This window comes from Mitsuaria sp. BK037, assembly GCF_014193045.1.
In the GTDB taxonomy this organism is placed as follows: domain Bacteria; phylum Pseudomonadota; class Gammaproteobacteria; order Burkholderiales; family Burkholderiaceae_C; genus Roseateles.
In genome coordinates this window covers 1,552,738-1,572,652 of the sequence record NZ_JACHYS010000001.1, presented here as the reverse complement: position 1 = coordinate 1,572,652, position 19,915 = coordinate 1,552,738, and the positions used below count along the sequence as shown (strand labels likewise).

The 19,915-nt window shown below is 72.2% G+C and carries 10 protein-coding genes; all 10 read right to left on the bottom strand.

The features are described from left to right. Positions 1 to 12 precede the first annotated feature (12 nt). The 10 genes from FHT37_RS06510 to FHT37_RS06465 all read right to left on the bottom strand — a co-directional run bounded on the left by FHT37_RS06510 (position 13) and on the right by FHT37_RS06465 (position 19,705). Positions 13 to 1,827, bottom strand: coding sequence for a response regulator (locus FHT37_RS06510; protein WP_091724657.1), 1,815 nt, complete (start codon positions 1,825 to 1,827; stop codon positions 13 to 15). Continuing rightward, complete coding sequence (locus FHT37_RS06505; protein ID WP_183479608.1) at positions 1,820 to 4,951, bottom strand: sensor histidine kinase; 3,132 nt, start codon at positions 4,949 to 4,951, stop codon at positions 1,820 to 1,822. Before FHT37_RS06505 ends, FHT37_RS06510 begins: the two co-directional genes overlap by 8 nt. A 112-nt stretch (positions 4,952 to 5,063) precedes the next feature. Beyond that, a complete protein-coding gene (locus tag FHT37_RS06500; RefSeq protein WP_183479606.1) occupies positions 5,064 to 6,221 on the bottom strand; it encodes an SLC13 family permease in 1,158 nt (385 codons plus the stop codon). A gap of 101 nt (positions 6,222 to 6,322) precedes the next feature. Beyond that, positions 6,323 to 7,531 (bottom strand): glycoside hydrolase family 27 protein, encoded by a 1,209-nt coding sequence (locus FHT37_RS06495; RefSeq protein ID WP_183479605.1) that lies wholly within the window; start codon positions 7,529 to 7,531, stop codon positions 6,323 to 6,325. Positions 7,532 to 7,608: 77 nt separating this feature from the next. Next, complete coding sequence (locus tag FHT37_RS06490; protein ID WP_183479603.1) at positions 7,609 to 9,561, bottom strand: sialate O-acetylesterase; 1,953 nt, start codon at positions 9,559 to 9,561, stop codon at positions 7,609 to 7,611. Next, a complete protein-coding gene (locus FHT37_RS06485) occupies positions 9,558 to 12,575 on the bottom strand; it encodes a TIM-barrel domain-containing protein (protein WP_221210968.1) in 3,018 nt (1,005 codons plus the stop codon). The genes FHT37_RS06490 and FHT37_RS06485 overlap by 4 nt, the downstream gene beginning before the upstream one ends. Before the next feature lie 46 nt (positions 12,576 to 12,621). Then, positions 12,622 to 14,529 (bottom strand): glycoside hydrolase family 97 protein, encoded by a 1,908-nt coding sequence (locus FHT37_RS06480; RefSeq protein ID WP_183479601.1) that lies wholly within the window; start codon positions 14,527 to 14,529, stop codon positions 12,622 to 12,624. Positions 14,530 to 14,567: 38 nt separating this feature from the next. Continuing rightward, positions 14,568 to 17,105, bottom strand: coding sequence for a sialidase family protein (locus FHT37_RS06475; protein WP_221210967.1), 2,538 nt, complete (start codon positions 17,103 to 17,105; stop codon positions 14,568 to 14,570). 232 nt (positions 17,106 to 17,337) lie between these two features. Then, positions 17,338 to 18,375, bottom strand: coding sequence for a LacI family DNA-binding transcriptional regulator (locus FHT37_RS06470; RefSeq protein ID WP_310739719.1), 1,038 nt, complete (start codon positions 18,373 to 18,375; stop codon positions 17,338 to 17,340). 283 nt (positions 18,376 to 18,658) lie between these two features. After that, positions 18,659 to 19,705 (bottom strand): LacI family DNA-binding transcriptional regulator, encoded by a 1,047-nt coding sequence (locus tag FHT37_RS06465; protein ID WP_183479599.1) that lies wholly within the window; start codon positions 19,703 to 19,705, stop codon positions 18,659 to 18,661. Between the last annotated feature and the right edge of the window lie 210 nt (positions 19,706 to 19,915).

Below are 19,915 nucleotides of genomic sequence, written 5' to 3'. Positions count from 1 at the left end.
CCGGGGCGGTCCTCAGCGCGACGCGGCCGGCGGCTCGAGCCATTGCAGGCCGAGCTGCTCGCCGATGTGCGTCTGGAGGGTCCCCAGCGAAACCGGCTTGGTCAGGAACACGTTGACGCCGGCCCGCAGACAGGCGGCGCGGTGCTCGGCCGTGGCCGTGGCCGAGATCGCGATCACCGGCACCGTGGCCGTGTCGGGATGGCGGCGCAGCTGGCGCGTGGCCTCCACGCCGTCGGTCGTCGGCATCATGCTGTCCATCAGGATCAGGTCCGGACGGAAGCGGCTCACCGCCGCGGCCAGCTCGGCGCCGTCGCTGGCCTGGGCCACCTGGAAGCCGGCGTCCGACAGGAAGTCGCACAGCAGCGCGCGGTTGGCCGCGACGTCGTCGACCACCAGCACGCGCCGGGGCGCGCCGAGGTAACGCGGCACGCCGGGCGCGATCTTCGGCGTGGCGTCGGCCTCGGCCTCGGTGGGCGAGAGCGGCAGCTCCAGCTGGAACCGGGTGCCGACGCCGAACTCGCTGCTCACCCGCACCTGCCCGCCCATGTCGGTCACCAGGGCCCGGGTGATCGCCAGGCCCAGCCCGGTGCCGCCGGCGCGGCGCTGCGCGGCGCCGACCTGCACGAAGGGCTCGAAGATGCGGTCCAGGTCCTCGGGGCGCATGCCGATGCCGGTGTCCTCGATGTCCAGGCGCAGCCGCACCTGGTCCGCCGCGAGCGGCTCGGCGCCCGCGCGCAGCGTGATCGTGCCGGCGTCGGTGAACTTGATGGCGTTGCCCAGCAGGTTCAGCAGCACCTGGCGCAGCCGGCGGCCGTCGGTCAGCACCGTCGCCGGCAGGGCGCTCGCGGTGTCGAACACGAAGGCCAGCTGCTTCTCCTCCGCCTTGATGCGCATCAGGTTGACGACCGATCGCAGCAGCTCGGGCAGGTTGACCGGCGCCAGGTCCAGCTCGGTGCGGCCGGCCTCGATGCGGGCCAGATCCAGGATGTCGTTGATCAGCGCCAGCAGGTGCAGCCCGCTCTGCTGGATCGTCTCCAGGCCGCGCGCCTGCCGGGCGCTCAGCCCGCCTTCCATGCTCAGCAGCTGGGCGTAACCCAGGACGCCGTTCAGCGGCGTGCGCAGCTCGTGGCTCATGCCGGCGAGGAACTCGCTCTTGGCGCGGTTGGCGGCCTCGGCCGCATGCCGGGCGGCCCGCTCGGTCTCGAGCATGCCCTGGTGCAGGTCGGTCGCGGCGGCGCGCGTGCGCTCCTGCTCGTCGAGCTTGGACAGCAGGCCCTGTACCTGGCTTTCGACCACCGTCGGGCCAAGGCCCAGCACCTTGGAGATCTCCTCGTACGCATTGCCCTGGGCGATGAAGCGCAGCAGGCCGATTTCCGCCGGCGTGAGCGCATCCACGGGGATCTGCGCGGCCAGCTCGAAGGAGGTCTCGGAGGGCAGGGCCATGCGCCCGGCATGCACGGCGCGGATCGCGTCCAGCAGCTCCTTGTGCAGCGCGTTCTTCAGCAGGTAGCCCAGCGCGCCGGTCTGCAAGGCCTGCTGCGCCTGCGCATCGTCGACATAGGTGGTGAGGACGATGATGCGGGCGTCCGGGAATTCGGCGCGGATCGCCGCGATCGCGTCCAGCCCGCCCATGCCGGGCATCTGCAGGTCCATCAGCGTGACGTCCGGACGATGGGCGCGGAAGCGCTCGATCGCCTCGCGGCCGTTGGACGCCTCGGCCACCAGCGTCATGTCCGGCTCCACCGACAGCAGCGTGGCGATGCCCTGCCGGACGATGGGGTGGTCGTCGACGCAGAGCACCTGGATGCGGCTCGATTCTTCAGTCATGCGGGATCTCCCAGGGCGGGCGTTTCTTGAAAGGGAACCACGACCGGGCTGACGCGACGGGACTATAAGCCCGCGCCGCCGGCACGCTGAACTCCACTTCGGTGCCGGCCCCGACGCCGCTGCGGACGGTGAGCCGGCCGCCCAGCAGCTCGGCGCGCTCGCGCATGCCGCTCAGGCCGAAGTGCCCCTCCTTGCGGCCCGCCTGCAGGACCGTCGGGGCGATGCCCCTGCCGTCGTCGCGCACCCGCACCCGCAGTTGCCGCGGGTCATGGCGGATCTCGACCTCGACCTGCGTCGCCTCGGCATGGTGGAAGGCGTTGCGCATCGCCTCGCCCGCGATCAGGAAGGCCTCGTCGCGCACGACCGGGCTCAGCGGCCGCGGCGGGCCTTGGACCTCGACCTGCGTCGCGGGCGCCGGGCCGTGTTCTCGGGCCAGCGCCTGCGCGGTGGCGCGCAGCGCCTGCGCGAGGTCGTTCGCTGGGGCCGCCGCGGTCCGCAGGCCCTGCACCGCGTCGCGGCCTTCGGTGATGGCCTCGGCGACCTGGTCGATCGCGACGGCGAGGACCTGCCTCGATTCGCGCGGCCGGTCGGGCAGGAGGTTGCAGGCGGCCTGGAACTGCAGCAGCAGCCCGTTGAAGCGCTGCAGCAGGGTGTCGTGCAGGTCGCGGGCGATGCGGGTGCGTTCGGCCACGCGCGCCTCCACCGTCGCCTCGAGCTGCAGGCGCAGCCGGCGCATCCGCATCCGCATCCGGACCTGGAAGACGCTCACCACCAGGAGCCCCAGCAGGAGGCCTGTCAGCACGCGGAACCAGGTGGTCTGGTGGAAGGCCGGCTCGATCGAGAACGCCAGCTGCGCGCCGTCCTCGTTCCAGATGCCGCTGTTGTTGGCCGCCTTCACCTGGAAGCGGTAGGCGCCGGGCGGCAGGTTGGTGTAGCTGGCCTGGCGCCGGTCGACGACCTCCTGCCAGTCGGTGTCGTGGCCGTCCAGCCGGTAGCGGAAGCGCGTGTTCTTCGGGTCGACCAGGCTCAGGGCGGTGAACTGGATCGTCATGTCGCGCACCTGCGGCGGCAGGCGCAGGCCCGGGGCGACGGCGTAGGCGGTGTGGTCCGCCACCAGCGACTCGATGTGGACCGGCGGGGGCAGCGGATTGAAGGGCAGCCGGGCCGGGTCCAGCACCTGGGCATCGGCGCCCGAGACCATCCACAGCCGGCCATCGCCGGCCTTGGCCACCGGGGGATTGAAGTAGGCCGGCGTCAAGGCCAGCAGCGGCACGCCGTCCGCGGCACCCCAGGTCTTGGGCGCGACGCGGTGCGCGGGATCGGCTTCCCACGCGGCCAGGTCCTCGCCCAGGATGCGGATCAGCCCGCAGGCCGTGTACAGCCACAGCGCCCCGTCGTCATCGACGACCGACCAGTGGATGGTGTTGCAGGGCAGGCCCTGGCCGACGCCCAGCGTGGCGACGCGACCGTCCTTGATGCGGCTGAGGCCGCCGTCCTCGGTGGCCGCCCAGACCGTGCCGTCGGCCGCCAGGCGCAGGCCCGCCACATGGCCGGCGCCCAGGCCTTCGGCGGCGGTGTAGGTGGCCAGGACCTTGCCGTCCTTGACCCGCATCACCCCGCCGTCCTGCCAGAAGGACAGCCACAGGCCGCCCCGGTCGGCGACGATGACCTTGGCCTGCTGGCGGCGGCCGAAAGCGGACCAGGGCAGGCTCTCGACGAAGCGCCCTTGATGCAGCCGGATCAGCCCCTCATTGCCCGAGAGCCAGAGGTTGCCGGCGTCGTCCCCGGTGATCGAGTAGATCTCCCGGCCGGGTACGCCGTCGACGCGGACAAACCGTTCGGCCGGCTGGCCGGGCGCCGCACGCGCCCCCCGCGGCGGTGCCAGGGACGCCAGGCCCGCGGCGGTGCTGGCCCAGAGCCGCCCGTCGTGGTCCTCGTACAGCGAGTGCACCCGGGCGTCCGGCAGCCCCTGCGCCTCCTTGTAGACGGCGATGGCGCCGTCCTTCCACCGGGCCAGGCCGTCGTCGGTGGCGACCCAGACGCTGCCGTCCCGGCTCGCCAGCACCGACCGCGTCGCCTCGTTGGGCAGGCCCTGCGCCTTGGACAGCGTGGTGACGGGCAGCTTGCGGAAGCGGTCCACGCCCTTGTCGCTGCCGTACCAGATGTTGCCTTCGCGGTCCTCGAACAGGCTGCAGGCGATGTTGCCGGACAGGCCGTCGGACCGGGTGAAGGCGGAGGCCTGGTCTTCGCGCACATGCAGCAGCCCCAGGCCATCGGTGCCGATCCACAGGCCGCCGTCGCGGGCCCGCAGCAGCTTGTTGGCCAGGATCTGGCGATCGGGCAGCAGTTCCGCGGGCCGGGTGGCGCTGCGCAGCGGATAGGGGGCGAGCCGGTCGCCGGCGGGGCGCTTGAGCCCGGCGCCGCGGACGCCGACCAGCAACTGGCCGTCGGCGGTCTCGGTCAGGTCGCCCAGGCGCTGGCCGGACGCGTCGATGCGCTGCGGCGTGCCGGGCCGCCAGCGCCACAGGCCCGAGTCCGCGCTGGCCCACAGGTCGCCCGAGCGATCCTGCGCCAGGCTCCACACGAAGGTGCCGAAGCCGCCCTGCGCGTCGTCGCAGCGGGCCTGTCCGCCGCGCACGGCGCAGAGCCGGCCGGGGGGACCGAGCAGGCCGGCCCAGACGGTGCCCTCGCTGTCCTCCAGCAGGGAGGTGACGAGCCCGCCGTCGGTCTCCGGATAGCGGGTCAGGCGGCTGCCGTTCCAGCTGACCAGACCGTTGAAGGTGCCGATCCAGAGCGTGCCGTCGCGCGAGACCAGCAGGGCGTAGGGATTGCTCGGCAGCGAGGAGCCTTTCGGCGGCTGCCAGGGCACGAAGCGCAGCCCGTCGAAGCGGAAGAGGCCGTAGGAGCCGCCCACCCACAGGTAGCCGTCATGGGTCTGCGCGAAGGCGAAGACCAGCCCGAGCTGCGCGCCATCCCGCGCGGTCCACGAGGTGTGGGCGTACTGGGAGATCTGCGGCGCGGCGTCGGCCGCCCGGGCTGCGGAGGGGGCGCCCAGCAGCCAGGCCCAGGCCAGGAGCAGGCAGAGGATCAGCGGCGGGAAACGGTGGCCTTGCAGGCGACTCACGAAGGGTCCTTCGCTGCCTGTCGCGTCGGCGGCGTGGCCCGACTATCGCATCGGCGCGGGCGCGCGTCCCCACCACGAATGGGCGGAGGGCGTCGGGGAAACGCCAATCCGGTCACAGCGCCAGCCAGGCCACCAGCGGCGCGCACACGGCCAGGAAGGGCAGGCTGATGCGGTGGAACTCCTTGAGCGCGCCCGGCGCGCGGGCCAGCCGCAGCGCGATCAGGTTGGCCATCGAGCCCGCCACGAAGCCGAAGCCGCCGACGTTCACCGCGATCGCCAGCACGGCGACGTTGGGGACCGCGTCGGCCAGCACCAGCGTGGCCGGCACGTTGCTGATGACCTGGGAGGCGCCGATGGCGGCCAGGTAGGCCGCCATCGGCTGGTCCAGCGGCAGCCCGCGCAGCAGCGCCGCCACCTGCGGCAGGGCCGCCAGCTGGTGCAGCACCACGAACATCAGCGCGAAGGTCGCGAGCAGCGCCCAGTCCAGCTTCATCAGCACCGGGCGGTGCCACAGCGCGTAGATCGCCAGGACCACCGCGAGCGCCGGCGCCCACTGGTGCAGCTCCAGCGCCAGCACGAAACCCACGAACAGCGCGCCGGACAGCGCGAGCAGCCCGGGCCGGGTCGGCGTGCGGCGCGTGTCCGCGGCCAGCTTGATCGGCGCGCGCGGCATGGTGATCAGGATCGTGGCCACCAGCAACAGCAGCATGAGGCCGACGGTGGGCGCCATCATCGCGATGAAGCCGCCGAAGGACTCGCCGGACTTGTGCCAGAGATAGAGGTTCTGCGGATTGCCGATCGGCGTCAGCGAGGAGCCGGCGTTGACCGCCAGCGCCTCCAGCGCGACCAGCCGCGCCAGCGGCAGGTGCGCCTGGGCGGCCAGCTCGCGGGTCAGCGGCACCAGCAGGAAGAGGCTGACGTCGTTGGTGACCAGCGCGGCCAGCGCCGCGGCGACCGCGCACAGCAGCAGGGCGAGCTGGCGGGCGCTGCCGGTGCGGGCCAGCAGCGCGCGCGCGGCGGACTGGAGCACGCCGCTGCGTTCCACGCCCTGGGTGATGGCCAGCAGGCCGGTCAGGGCGCCCATCGTCTGCCAGTCGATCAGGCCCAGCCAGGCCTGTGGCGACATCGGCCGCAGCACCGCGAAGACCACCGCCGCGAACAGCAGGAACCACAGCAGCTTGTTGCCGCCGGGGCCGAGGTCGTGGTCGCCGGGGCCGGCAGCGGCGGGAGCAGGGGAAGGAGAGGGCGGCGGAGGCGTGGAGATCGTCATGAAGCGTGGGACGGGCAAGGGTGGCCTGAGCCGAAAGCCGCCGATTGTCCTGCACGAACGAGGCGGCGATCGCCCCCGCGTCCCGTCCTCGCGGTGCCGGATCAGCGCGCGGGCGTGAGCCGCACCATGATCACGCCGTGCGAGGCGACGGTGCCGCCGTAGCCGCCCGCCACGCCCTTGGCGACCCGCTTGCTCCACAGGTCCTTCACGTCGACCTTCTGGTCGACCGGCAGCTTGAGCTGGGCCCAGTCCACGCGCATCGCGGCCGGGGCCTGGCCGCGGTTGAACAGCACCACCGCCAGGTCGCCGCCCCGGAGCGGGCGCGACCAGATCTCGAGCTCGCCCTGCTTCCAGATGCGCTGTCCCTGCCGGCCCAGCGGGTCCTGGTCGACGGCGATGACGTCGGCGTTGGTGAGGATGCGCAGCGTGTCCGCGTCCATCTTCGACAGGTCGTTGCCGGCGATCAGCGGCGCGGCCAGCATGGCCCAGAGCGAGAAGTGGGACTCGTACTCGGTGGTCGTCATCCCGCCGTTGCCGACCTCCAGCATGTCGGGGTCGTTCCAGGCGTTGGGGCCGGCATGGGCGGCGCGCTCGACCTGCATGTCCAGGATGTCGGTCATGCCGTGCGACCAGTCCTTCTTGCCGGACCACGCATCGAAGATGTCGCCGGTGGTGCGCCACAGGTGGCCGACGGTGGGACCCCAGCGCTCGGGATGATCGGTGCCCCATTCGCAGATCGACAGCACGATGTCGCGGCCCGATTCGCGCAGCGCCTTGGCCATGATGGTGTAGGCCGCCTCGGCGTTGCGGGGGCCGGTGTGGCACCAGTCGTACTTGAGGTAGTCGACGCCCCAGCGGGCGTACTGGCGCGCGTCCTGGAACTCATGGCCCGCGCTGCCGGGACGGCCGCCGCAGGTCAGCGAGCCGGCGTCGGAATAGAGCCCGAACTTGAGGCCCTTGGCATGGACGTAATCGGCCAGCGCCTTGATGCCCGACGGGAAGCGCTCGGGGTCGGCCTGGATGTTGCCGTCGGCGTCGCGGCTCTTCTGCCAGCAGTCGTCGATGACGATGTACTGGTAGCCGGCGGCCTTCATGCCGGAGGCGGCCATCGCGTCGGCCTGCTGCCGGATCAGTTGCTCGCTGACGTTGCAGGCGAACTTGTTCCAGGAGTTCCAGCCCATCGGCGGCGTCGGCGCGAGATTGGGCTTGGGCGCGTCGAGCTTGAGGGTTTCGTGGGCGTGGGCGGGCAGCGCGGCCGTGGCGATCACGGCGACGAGCGCCAGCGCGGCGCGTCGGAGGAAGGGAGGCATGAACAAGGTCCTTTCAGTAAACGGATCGCGCGGGCACGGCCCGCGCGTGGCGATGGGGACGGACAGGGCGCGACGGCTCAGCGCCCGTAGCGGCGGCCGGCCGAGGCCAGCGGCCAGTTGTCGGTGCGCAGCGGCGGCAGCGGCAGGCCGTCGCCGCCGACGATGTTGGCCTCGCCGGGGTTGTCGACCCAGGCGTAACGCGCCGCCACCGGCGCCACCACCGCGTCGCTGCGCAGCACGATGCGATCGCCGTCGAAGCGCGCCTGCGCCGGCGCCCAGCGGCGATCGGCGCCGGCCAGGTAGAAGCCGCGCAGCGGCTCGCCGGCCCGCGTGGTGCGCAGCCCGCCTTCGGTGCGGTCGAAGCGCAGCTCGAACTCGGCGCCGCGGGCCTGACCACCGATCAGTCGCGGCCCCATGGCCGGCGCGTCGCGCAGGCCCAGCTCATGCATCGCGACGGCGGCCAGGCGCTCGCCCACGGTGCGCTTGTTGCGTGGATGGATGTCGATGGCGTCACCGATGTCGATCGCGGTGGCCATGCCGGTGTGCGGCAGGGCGAGCGCGGCGGCCTGGCTGCCGCGCAGCTCGGCGAAGCCGTTGCCGTCGGGCCGGTTGTCGGCCAGCGGCCGCCAGGCGGCAAGCTGCACGAACAGGAAGGGCAGGTCCGGGTCCCCGAACTGCTGGCGCCAGTCCTGGATGAGGCGCTTGAAGCCGTCGGCATAGGCCGCGGCGCGTCCTGCGTTTTCTTCGCCCTGGTACCAGAGCACGCCACGCACCGACAGTCCCTGCAGCGGCGCGATCAGGCCGTTGTGGCCCAGCGCCGGCGCGTTGTTGGCGACCGGGCCGGCCGCCGGCGCGAGCTTCTCGACGCGGGCACGCCAGGCACCGACCAGCGTCACCGGACCTGCCGCCGTGTCCAGGCGCAGGTCGGCGGCATCGCCGTAGATGCCGCCGCCGCCGCCGTTGTCGGTCACGCGCACGGCGATCCAGTTGGCGCCCGCGCGCAGCACGCCAGCGGGCACGGCATAGCGCCGGGACAGCTCCCAACCGCATTGGTCGCCGATGCGCTGGCCGTTGATCCAGACCTCGTCGCAGTCGTCGACCTTGGCCAGATGCAGTTCGGCCGCGCCGGCCGCCTGCGCCGCGGTCAGCTCGACGCGCTTGCGCATCCACACGACGCCGTCGACATCGGCCAGCCCCTGGCCTTCCCACGCGCCCGGCGCCTGCAGCGTGGGCCACTTGGCGTCGATGTCGCCCGCCGCGTTCCAGCCCGAGGCATCCACCCCCGCGAGCGACAGGCCGGGCTGCCAGGCCGCTACCCGCCGCTGCAGCTGCTGCCCCAGCACGGCGCTGAAGGCGGCGTTGTCCGCGGGCAGCGCCCGCACCGTCGGCGCCAGGTCCGGGTCGCGCAGGGCGGCGCCACGGCTCATCCAGGTCTCCAGCATGGAGCCGCCCCAGGCGGTGGCGATGAGGCCGATCGGGATGCCTTGCACCGCCTGCATCCGGCGGGCGAAGTGGTAGCCGACCGCGCTGAACTCGCCCACGCGTCCGGGCTCGGCGACGACCCAGGGCGCCGGCGCGATCTCCGCTTCCGGCCGCACGCTGGCGCGCAGCGGCACCCGCAGCTGGCGCAGTCGCGCATCCTGCGGCGACGCCACCTCCTGCGGGCCGGTGTCGGTCTGCGCCAGCGGCCATTCCATGTTGGACTGGCCGCCCAGCAGCCAGACGTCGCCGATTAGGATGTCCTCCAGCGTGACGGTCTGGTCGCCGGTCACCTGCAGCCGGTGCGGACCACCGGCCGGCAGCGGATCCAGCTGCACGCGCCAGCGGCCATCGGCGCCCACGCGGGTGGTGGCCTCGCGGCCGCCCAGTGTCACGGTCAGCGACTGGCCGGGCGTGGCCTGGCCCCAGAGGCGCAAGGGACGGTCGCGCTGCAGCACCATGTGCTCGCCGAAGACCTCGGACAGGCGCACCTCGGCCTGGGCGGTGGCGGCCAGCAAGGCCAGGATCAGGGGAAGGACGGTCTGCTTCATGGACGGGAGGAAGGGGAATCGATGAGGGCGTTGCCGCGGGAGTCGATGCGGGAGTCGATGCGGGAGTCGAAGGACAGAGCCAGGGCCCGACCCTGGTACTGCACGGTGCGGGTCTGCTCGACCCGGTCGGGGGTGGCCATGACGCGCACCCGCAGCGTGCGATGCGTCACCAGGCCGGGGAAGCGCCCCTGACGGGCGCCGATGTGCAGCGTGCGGCGGGCATCGTCCCAGCGCAGCGCGACGGTGGCGCGCTCGCCGCGCTCGTAGCGGTAGGTCTCGCCGTCGTCCTCGTACAGGACGAAGCGGCCGTCGGCGCCGGGATAGACGCGGATCTCCCACGGTGCGCCGGCGTCCTGGCCGGTGTGCTCGACCACCGGCCCCAGGGGCACGATGGCGCCGGCGCGCACGAAGAGCGGGAACTCGTCCAGTGCGTAGTCGCGCGCGACGCGGCCGCCGCCGGCGTGGCGCTGGCCGGTCCAGAAGTCCGTCCAGTCGCTGCCCTGCGGCAGCAGGGTTTCCTGCCGGCGGTCCAGCCGGCCCTGCATCTCGACCAGTTCGCGCGCCTGGGTCGGCGTGCGCCAGGCCAGGCGCAGCAAGCGGCCGCGCGTCTCCTGGAAGTAGTCGATGCGCAGCTTCAGGCGCTGGCCGGCGCGCAGCGTCAGGCGATGGCCCTTGAAGCGCGGAGGGCCGAGGTTCCAGTCGTCGACGACCAGTTCGTCGTCCAGCCACAAGCGGAAGCCGTCGTCGCCCTCCAGGCCGATCTCGTGATCGCCGCTTTCGGCGGCGATGAGCTCGCCCGTCCAGCGCGCCGAGAAACGCATCAGCCCGCTCAACCCCGGCGGCACGCTGCCCAGCGGCGGATCGGGCCAGCGATGCTCGATCACCGTGTCGACGGTGCGGCTCGCCGGCTTCTCGAAGTCCATGCCGTCGAAGTACTCGAGCAGCAGGCCGCCCTGGCCGTCCGGGGTGCGCAGCTGCGCGGCCGGCACGGTCGCGGGCGGCGGCAGCACCGCATGGAACATCGGGCGCGTGATCGGCTGCACCAGGAAGGCCGGGCCGAACATGTAGGTGTCGTCCACCTTGCGCAGCGCGGCCTGGTCCGGGAAGTCCATCGCCAGGCCGCGCATCATCAGGGTGCCCTCCTGCGTGGCGCGCCAGGCCAGGCTGTAGAGGTAGGGCAGCAGCTGGTAGCGCAGCTCGGCGGCGCGGCGCAGCGAGCCGTACACCGCCGGGTCCAGGGTCTTGAACAGGTAGGGCTCGCGCTCGACCGAGGTGCCGTGGATGCGGTAGATCGGATTGAAGATGCCGAACTGGTTCCAGCGCGCGTAGAGCTCGCGCCAGGCGGGATTGCGCTCGCCGTCGGCGAAGTTCACGAAGAAGCCGCCGGTGTCCTGCGACCAGTAGGGCAGGCCGGCCATCGCGACGTTCAGCCCGCCGGCGATCTGCGCGCGCAGCGAGGCCCAGCTGGATTCGGTGTCGCCGGACCAGGGCAGGGCGGCGTAGCGCTGCTGGCCGGCCCAGGCCGAGCGCGTCAGCGTGAACACGCGCCGGCCCGAGGGGCCCGCGGCGCGCTGGCCTTCGTAGACGCCGCGCGTGGTCAGCAGGCTGTAGACGTTCAGGTAGCGCGTGAAGTCGCCCATCGCGTTGCGGCCCAGGCGCTTGATGTCGGCCTCGACCTCGGCCGGATCGTGCGCCGCGCCGCCGACCTCGACCTCGGTGCCGTCCATCCACAGCGCGTCCACGCCGACGTCCAGCAGGCCCTGCTTGACGTGCTTGAAGTAGATGCGCCGCCCGGCGGGGCTGAAGGCGTCGTAGATCCGCGCGCGCTTGGAGATCCAGTGCAGTGGCTCGAAGCGCAGGTGCTGCGCGTCGAGCTCACGGGCCAGCGCCGTGTCGTTGCCCACCGACGGCCAGATCGACACCATCAGCCGCGTGTGCAGCGGCCCGTGCAATTCGCGCGTCATCGCGGCCGGATCGGGGAAGCGCTCGCGGTCCCAGACCATGCCGCTCCACTTGCCGTCCCAGACCCCGTCCTTCTCGCCGCCCCAGTACTGCCAGTCCTGAACGATGGTGTCGAGCGGGAAGCCGTCGGCGCGGAAGTGCCGCACCACGTCCAGCAACTGCTGCTGAGTCTGGTAGCGCTCCTTGCTCATGAAGAGCCCGAACGCGGACTTGGGGAACATCGGCGCGGCGCCGGTCAGCTGCCGGTAACCGGCGATCACGCCGTCCATGTCGGTGCCGGCCACGAGGTAGTAATCAGCCCCGGCGGGCGCGCTCTCCGCGCGGAAGGTCGCGCCCTGCGGCCGGTCGCTGAAGCTCATCTTCGAGTAGACGTCCCACAGCAGGCCCCAGCGGCGCGTCGACACCATGAACGGCACGACGATGCCGATGTTGGTCTGCACCATCAGGACCTCGCGGCCGCGGTAGTCCATGTAGGGCTCGTTGTACTGGCCCAGGCCGTACAGCGACTCGTCCGGCGTGAGGCTGAAGTGCTGGGCGAGCGCATAGCTGGGACTGCCGGCGATCTCGACCTGCTGCAGCTCGGTGGGCGCGCGCTCGCGCTCCCGGGTCAGCAGGCGGCCCGCGCCGTCGAGGAAGGTCAGCGCGCCACTGTGCTTGTCCACGAGGACCTGCACGCCGGGCGCGACCACGCGCAGCGTGTCCGCCTCCTCGCGGACCTCGAGGGCCACGGGCCTGGGCTTGGCCACGACCACCAGGCTGGGCTGCGCGGTATGCGCCGCGCCTAGGTGCGCGGTGATCCGTACCAGGCCCGGGCCGTAGAACAGCACGGCCTTGGTCAGGCTGTCGACGCGGAACTGCACACCCTCCGCGACACGCCGCCAGTGGAAGCCGTCCGCCGGCCCGTCCATTGGCAGCGCGCGCAACTGCCCCGCGGCATCGAGCGCGGAGGGCAGCAGCGCCGCGTTCGTCGCGGCACTGGCGGCACTCGCTGCGGTAGCCAGCGGGCCGGCCGAGGCCAGCGCCATCAGCCCGAACACATCGCGGCGTCTCATGTCAGTGCGTCCTCCTTGGCGTGGGCGGGCGTGAACGCGCGCGTCCTCACGGCGCCGGCTCCAGGATCACGGCGGCGCCGCCGGCCGCGGCCAGCGACAGCGTCAGCACATCGGCGTTCGTCACGCTGCGCGTGCTGCGACGGACCTCGCGCACGACCTCGCCGTCCTGCCAGATCGTCGCGCGCCACCGGCCGGGTGGCAGGAAGCGGAGCGGGACCTTTTCAGTGCGGGCGCGTTCCGACGTCATCGCGCCGAGGTACCAGGCCTTGCCGCTGCGCCGCGCCAGCACGATGTCCTCGCCGGGCTCGCCGGCGAGGAAGCGGGTCTCGTCCCAGGCCGCGGGCACGCGGCGCACGAAGTCGAAGCCGGTCTCGCCGCGGTAGTTGGACGGGTCGTCGGAGACCATCTGCAGCGGGCTGTCGTAGACCACGTACATGGCCAGCGCCTGGCCGCGGGTCGTCTGCGTCAGCGGCATCGAGGCGCGCACCTCGAAGTCCCGCGGCGTGGCGTTGCGGAAGCCGCCGGGCGTGTAGTCCATCGGGCCGGCCAGCATCCGGGTGTAGGGCAGCATCAGGTTGTGCCGCGGCGTGATGCGCCGGTCCATCTTGTTCCACTCCGCGCCCAGCACGCCTTCCTGGGTGATGAAGTTGGGATAGGTCCGCTGCAGCCCGGCGGGCACGTAGGCACCGTGCAGGTCCAGCAGCAGGTGGCGTTTGGCGGTGGCTTCGGCCACGCGCTGGTAGAAGGCGACCATGTCCTGGTCGTCCCGGTTCATGAAGTCGACCTTGATGCCCTTGATGCCCCAGCGCGCGTAGGTGTCCAGCACCTCGTCCATCCGCGGCGCCAGGTGCTCCCAGTGCACCCACAGCAGCAGGCCCACGCCCTTGTCGGCGGCGTAGCGCACCAGGGCCGGCATGTCGATGCCGTCGGCCGCGCGGGTGATGTCGGTGGTGGGCAGCGGATCGCAGCACGGTCCGGTGCCGAAGGCCCAGCCAGCGTCCATCAGGTGGTAGGGGAAGCCCGATTCCGCCGCGAAGTCGATGAAGCGCTTGTAGGCGGCCAGGTCGGGCTTGACGCCCTCGAGCGGCCCGGACCACCAGTCCCAGGAGGTCTTGCCGGCCTTGACCCAGCTGAAGTCGCCCCGCGGCGGCGGGTTGAGGTTGCCCACCAGCTGCGACTCGATCAGCTGGCCGGCGCGGTCCGCCATCATGACGGCGCGCCACGCGGTCGTCAGGCCGGCGCTGGAGACATAGGCCGGCCCCTCGCGCTTGGGCACGCCGGACAGGCGCACGCGCAGCGCGGCACCGTCGCGCCACAGCGAGGCGCCGGTGTAGCCCTCCAGGTGCGCCTGCGTGATGGCGTAATGCGTGCGGCCCGAGGGCGTGGCGCAGACCACCGGCACGTCGTAACCCGCATCGCGCTTGAGCTCGGAGATCCGCAGCCGCTCGAAGGGCAGTTCATGCGCGCCTTCCACCGGGGTGACGAGGCAGGCCGGATCGCCGGCCGGCACGAAGGCCGTGCGCTCATCCTTCAGTCGCACCGGGCCCTGGCCCTCGAGCCGGTAGCGGAAGGCCACGCCCTCGTCATAGGCGCGCGCATCGATGAAGAGGCGCCGTCCGCCGCCCGCTTCCCGGAAGGTCAGCGTCGTGCCGAGGTAGTGGTCGCGCGCCGTGGCCGCCTTGGTCGCGACGAGCGGGATGACGCGGTCCTCCCGCGTGTCCTGGCGCAACTCCAGCGTCAGCGCGCCGAGCGGCGGCTGGCCGTCGAGCGCCAGTCCCAGCGGCGAGTCGGCGATGACCGTCTCGCCCTTGCGGCTGATGCTGAAGCGGCTGGCGTCGTCGGCGATGCGCAGCGTGATGCGCCCGTCGGGCGACGAGAGCAGGGCGTCCGCCGCCTGGGCACCGGACGCGCCCAGGGCCAGGACGGCCGCGGCGATGGGGGTGATGATCTTCATGCGGAGAAAGGGAAGGGGCCCGTCGCCGGGCCCGTTGGTCAGTTGCTGTACACCACGCCGCGGCAGCTGCCGCCGGCGTAGATCCGTCCGTAGAGGCCTTGGTCGGCCGCCATCACGCCGAGGCCGGCGTACTGGTGGGCGTCGTCGTTGTGGCGTACCCAGGTGGCGCCGGCATCGTCCGAACGCCAGACGCCCCACACGCCGTTGATCACGCCCACCACGTAGACGGCCGCCGAGTAGCTCGAGCCCGGCTTGGCCTTGCCCAGCGCGACGATGCTGGCGCCCGCCACTTCAGGCCCGAGCCAGTCCTGCCGGCCGCCCCAGATGGGCGAGAACGCGCCCACCTTGGTCCAGCTCGCGCCCGAGTCCAACGAGTGGTAGACGGCCAGGCCGTCGGCCACCCACAGGTCGCCTTCGGCGTTCGGGTTCACCGCCATCGACGACGCGCCCCACGGCGCGAAGCGCATGTTGGCGGCCACCGAGCCTTGGCTCAGCGCGAAGGTCCGGCCGCCGTCCGTCGAGACGTAGACCTTGGCCGGGGTGTAGGTCCACCACGCGCCGCCCGAGTCGTAGGCATAGACCTTGTTGGCGTTCCTGCGGTCGGCCACCAGGCGATAGCTGCGCGGCACGCCGCCGACGACGGTGAGCGCCGGCAGGTTGGTGGCCGTCCAGCTGTTGCCGTTGTCGGTGGTGTAGGAGGGCACCGAATCGGCCGGCGCCCAGACGACGCGGTTGCGCGCCAGCACGGCCAGGTTGGACGCCTGGTTGATGTTGGCCGCGGCGCCCGCGGGCAGACGCGCGAACGGTGCCCAGCTGCGGCCGCCGTCGCCGGACCAGTAGCCGGTCCCGACATGGCCGCTCGCGGTGCTGGTGACGTTGGCGTTGGCGATGTAGTTGGGGTCGGACCAGGCCATGTCGGCGGAGTTGCCGTTGCTCCACTGCTTGTACGGGCTCAGCGTCGGTGTCGTGCCGAGGTCGGTGTGGACCCAGGTGCCGACATCGCCCGAGTTGTTGATCAGCGTGTAGGAGGCGCCCGCCGGCGGCGTGGCCAGGCTCAGCGTGCAGGTCTCTTCCAGGCCGTTGACCGCGAAGTTCCAGCTCGGTGTGGACGAGGACGCGTTGCGCGTCTCCCAGATGCCGCCGCCGAAGACATGCAGCACGCGATCGCGGTTGAAGGGATCGATCTCCACGTCGTCGATCCAGCCGGAGAAGCCGTCGCTGGCCGGTGTGTGCGGCATGGTGGCCGCGATCTCGCGCCAGTTGCGGCCGCCGTCGTCGGACAGCTGCACCACCTGCTGGCCGCTGTAGTTGCCCCAGGTGCCGCTCACGCCCAGCGCGATGCGCGCCGTGGCGCCGGTGCCGAGGACCGACAGGCCGCCGTAGCCGGCGCCATCGTTGCTGTTGAGCAGCGTCCAGGTGTTGGCGTTGCTGGCGTCGTACCTGTAGAGCCGCGCGGGGCCGGCGTCGCCCGGGCCGGCGCCCTTGGTGAAGAGCAGGTACAGCGCGCCGTCGGCGGTGCGCACGATGTGGGGGATGTGGAAGCCGGACACCGGCGTCGCGACCGGCGCCCAGGTGGCGCCGCCGTCGACCGACTTGTAGAGGTTGGACCCCAGGCCGGCCGCGTTGACGTAGTCCGGCGCGATGGCGGCCCACAGGGTCCGCGTCGGCGAGCCGCTGCCCTTGGTCGAGGTGTCGAACACCAGGTGCTCGACGCCCATGACCTGGCCGCCCAGATTGTTGATCTGGTCGGCGGTGAGCTTTGTCGACGACAGCCCGCTCACCTGGGCCCAGGTGCGGCCGGAGTTCACGCTCCTCCACAGGCCCGCCGTGCGCGAACCGTAGAAGAGGATCGACGGATTGTTGGGGTCGACCGACAAGCGCTCGCCGATCGCCCGGCCGTTGTTGTTGCCGCCCGCCGAGAACGGCAGGTTGAAGAAGGCCCAGCTACCGCCGCGGTTGTTGGAGATGTACAGCCGCGCGGTCGCGTCCGCCGAGGCCGACATGCCGGTGACCATGTAGACGCGCTGGTCGTTGGTGGGATCCAGGGCGATGCTTTCAACGCCGTGATGGAAGCCCTCGGCCGCGGTGAAGCCGTCGTTGATCGGGATCCAGGACGACGAGCCGGCGTCCCAGCGGTAGGCGCCGCCGACGTCGGTGCGCGCGTAGAGCAGGTCCCGGGCGCTCGGATGGAAGACCAGGCCGGTGACATAACCGCCGCCGCCGAACTTGGCGCTGGCCCAGGTGCCGACCTTGATCGAGAACGCCTGCTGGCTCTTGGCGCCGCAGGCGTTGGTGTGCGTGGCCGTGGCGGTGCAGGCCGCGGCGGGCTGAATGGTCTGCTCGCGGGAGGCGCCGACGGTGCCACAGCCGGTCCAGCTCCAGCTGCCGCCCGAGACCGGCTGCGGCCCCAGCACGGCCGAGCTGCCGGTCTTGAGCGTGGCCGAGGCCGTCGCCGACCAGCTGCCGCCGACATTCACGAAGGGCTTGATCGGCGTCGGCGTGCAGGTCTGCGCCATGGCGGTGGACACGCCGGCGGCCGCCAGGGCCAGCAGCAGGGGGGAGGATCGCAATCTCATCGGTCGACCTTTCAGCAACGGGCCCGGCCGGTTGTCTCCTCCGGGCGCGAGCTTGATGGAATCTGGTTACGGCCCTGTTGTGGGCGCGTGATATTCCGCTAAATCAAGGCGACGCGATGTTAGTTTGTGTATTGAATGAACTATCTAGGGGAAAGACCTCACCGGGACGGTGCGACGCACCAGCGCGGGGCACGGTGACGAGGCACGACCTCAGGCGTCCGTCAAGCGCGCGTCAGGAGATCGCCAGGCGCTCGCGTCGCGGCGCCCCCAGCGTGACGCCGGCAACGAGTTCGGTCGGCAGCACCAGGTGGCCGGGAGCGGGCAGGGGCTTGTTGCGGCGCATCGCGTCGATCCGTTCCACCAGCAGCTCGACCGCGCGGCGCCCCATGTCGTGCAGCGGCTGCCGCATCGTGGCCATCTGCACCGAGCGGGCCATCAAGGTGTGGTCGTAGCCGACGACGGAGATGTCCTCCGGGATGCGCAGGCCGCGCGCGCGCAGCGCCTCGATGCAGCCGAACGCGATGGCGTCGTTGCAGCCGAAGACCGCGTCGGGCAAGGGCCGCCCGCGGTGGCGGCGCAGCCAGGCCTCGATCGCGTCGCGTCCGCCGTCGATGGTCAGCGGCGCCCGGATCAGGTGGCCGGCGGCGGGCTTCACGCCGGCCTCGGCATGGGCGCGCAGATAGCCGTCGACCCGCCGGTTGGCGCCGGCGAAGGCCTCCGGGCCGCCCACGTGGAGGATGCGGCGATGGCCGCGCGCGAGCAACTCGCGCACCACGTCGTAAGCGCCGGCCTCGTCGTCGGTTTCCAGGTTGGCTACGCCGGCGAGGGGGCGGTCGGCGTGGACCGAGACCATCGGCGTGTGCTGCGGCAGCCAGCTGGCGTGGTCGTCCGGCAGGCGCGGGCCGAGCAGGACCAGCCCGTCGACGCGGCCGTCGCACAGGGCCGGGAGGCGGGCGCGAGCCTCCGCCCAGTCGCCCAGGGTGAAGACCACCGCGGTCTGGCCGGCGGCGGTCGCGCCATGGATGACGCCGGTGAACACCTCCAGGACATAGAGGTTGGGCTCCTCGCTCTCGAAGTTGGCGACGAAACCGATCGCATTCGTGCGCTGGCTGGCCAGCGCGCGGGCCGTGGCGTTGGGCCGGTACTGGAGCCGCTCGGCCGCGGCCAGGACGCGTTCACGGGTTTCGGCCGAGACCCGCGCCGAGCCGCGGCGACCACCGTTGAGCGCGGACGAGGCCGCCATCCCCGACACGCCGGCCGCGCGCGCCACATCCGCCAGCGTCGGCGCGTCGCTGCGGCGACGGGTCGATGGGGCCGGCGAAGCGACCGCCTCGGCAGGCGGTGGGGCCGGCGCTTTGAGGGGTGCTTTGGAGGGCGCCTTGGGGGCCTTCGACGCCTTGGCAGGCGGCTTGGCGGGCGGTTTTGGCGGCGAGGCTGGCACGGAGGAGCGGAGGCGAAGTCGTGACGGCGCGAGGCCGCGGACTGTAGCACCGGCCCTCCATCGCCTGCCGCCCCCGGACCGCGTATCGCCCGCCTGGCCGCGGGGTGCCCGATCAGGCCGGTTCGTGGCAGGGGCCGGTGGTCTCGCGCACCTCGAGGTGGATGGCCGGGACCGTCGGCGCCGGCTCGTCCATCTCGCGGCCCAGGGCGTTCAGCAGCGCCCAGGCCGCCGCCAGCCCCATCGCGAAGGTGTGCTGGCGCACGGCGGTGACGGGCGGCGTCATGTACTTCGATTGCGGCAGGTCGTCGAAGCCGACCAGCGACAGGTCTTCAGGCACTCGCATGCCGCGGCGGTGCAGCACCAGCTTGGCGCCCCACAGGGACTGGTCGTTGGCGCAGAACACCGCGGTGAACCCATGGCCGGCGCCCAGCAGCGTTTCCATCGCGGCGATGCCGCCGGTTTCCATGAAGTCGCCCTCGACGATCAGCGCCGGATCGACGCTCAGCCCGGCCTGGCGATGGGCCAGCATGAAGCCTTCCTTGCGTTCCTGGCCGTCGACCTGGTTGGAGGGCCCGGCGATGTGGGCGATGCGGCGATGCCCCAGCGCGATCAGGTGGGCCGTGGCCAGCCGCGCCCCTTCGACCTGGTCCTGGGAGAAGGAGAAGACGCCCGCCGCGTCCGTGCGCCGGCCGATGATCGCCACCGGCAGCTGCTGGGCCAGCTCGGCGAGCCGGGCGTCGCCCAGCCGCCCGCCCAGCACGATCAGGGCATCGACCTTGCGCGCCGTCAGCAGCGCGACCCGCTCCGACTCCTCGTCCGGATTCCAGTGGCCCGGCACCACGATTGGCGTGTAGCCGCTGCCGGTCAGGCCTTCGTCGACGCCCTTGACCGCGTTGGCGAAGTAGGGGCTCTCGAGCTCCTGCGTCAGCACGCCGATGGTGTGCGTGGAGCCGCTGCGCAGCCCGCGCGCCGACAGGTTGGGGCGGAACTTCAGCTTCTGGATCGCCGCCTCGACGGCGCGCCGCTTGTCCTCGGCCACGCGGGCCGAGCCGGTGAGGATGCGCGAGACCGTGGCGGGCGAGACGCCGGCCAGCCGGGCGACGTCCTGCACCGTGGCCGGCTCGGATTTCGGGCGGGTGAGGGAAGGGCTCGGATCCATGAAGAGGGAGCGCCACGGGCGCCCTGTGACGGGAACGGCGCATGATAACGATTTCGCAGCGTCCGCGAGACAGCCATCGCATGTCGCCCTAGGGGACTTCCCTCAAGAGCGTCGATTCGTGCGATGACAACGTTGACAACGCAATTCCCGTGCAGGCAGACTGCGTGAATTCGATTTCAAGCCAACGAGACAAGGCTGCGATCCGAGGCG

Excerpts from the sequence above, each read along its gene's own strand:
- FHT37_RS06480 (WP_183479601.1), bottom strand. The coding sequence starts at position 14,529 with ATGAAGATCATCACCCCCATCGCCGCGGCCGTCCTGGCCCTGGGCGCG.
- FHT37_RS06465 (WP_183479599.1), bottom strand. The coding sequence starts at position 19,705 with ATGGATCCGAGCCCTTCCCTCACCCGCCCGAAATCCGAGCCGGCCACG.
- FHT37_RS06510 (WP_091724657.1), bottom strand. The coding sequence starts at position 1,827 with ATGACTGAAGAATCGAGCCGCATCCAGGTGCTCTGCGTCGACGACCAC.
- FHT37_RS06490 (WP_183479603.1), bottom strand. The coding sequence starts at position 9,561 with ATGAAGCAGACCGTCCTTCCCCTGATCCTGGCCTTGCTGGCCGCCACC.
- FHT37_RS06500 (WP_183479606.1), bottom strand. The coding sequence starts at position 6,221 with ATGACGATCTCCACGCCTCCGCCGCCCTCTCCTTCCCCTGCTCCCGCC.
- FHT37_RS06485 (WP_221210968.1), bottom strand. The coding sequence starts at position 12,575 with ATGAGACGCCGCGATGTGTTCGGGCTGATGGCGCTGGCCTCGGCCGGC.
- FHT37_RS06475 (WP_221210967.1), bottom strand. The coding sequence starts at position 17,105 with ATGAGATTGCGATCCTCCCCCCTGCTGCTGGCCCTGGCGGCCGCCGGC.
- FHT37_RS06495 (WP_183479605.1), bottom strand. The coding sequence starts at position 7,531 with ATGCCTCCCTTCCTCCGACGCGCCGCGCTGGCGCTCGTCGCCGTGATC.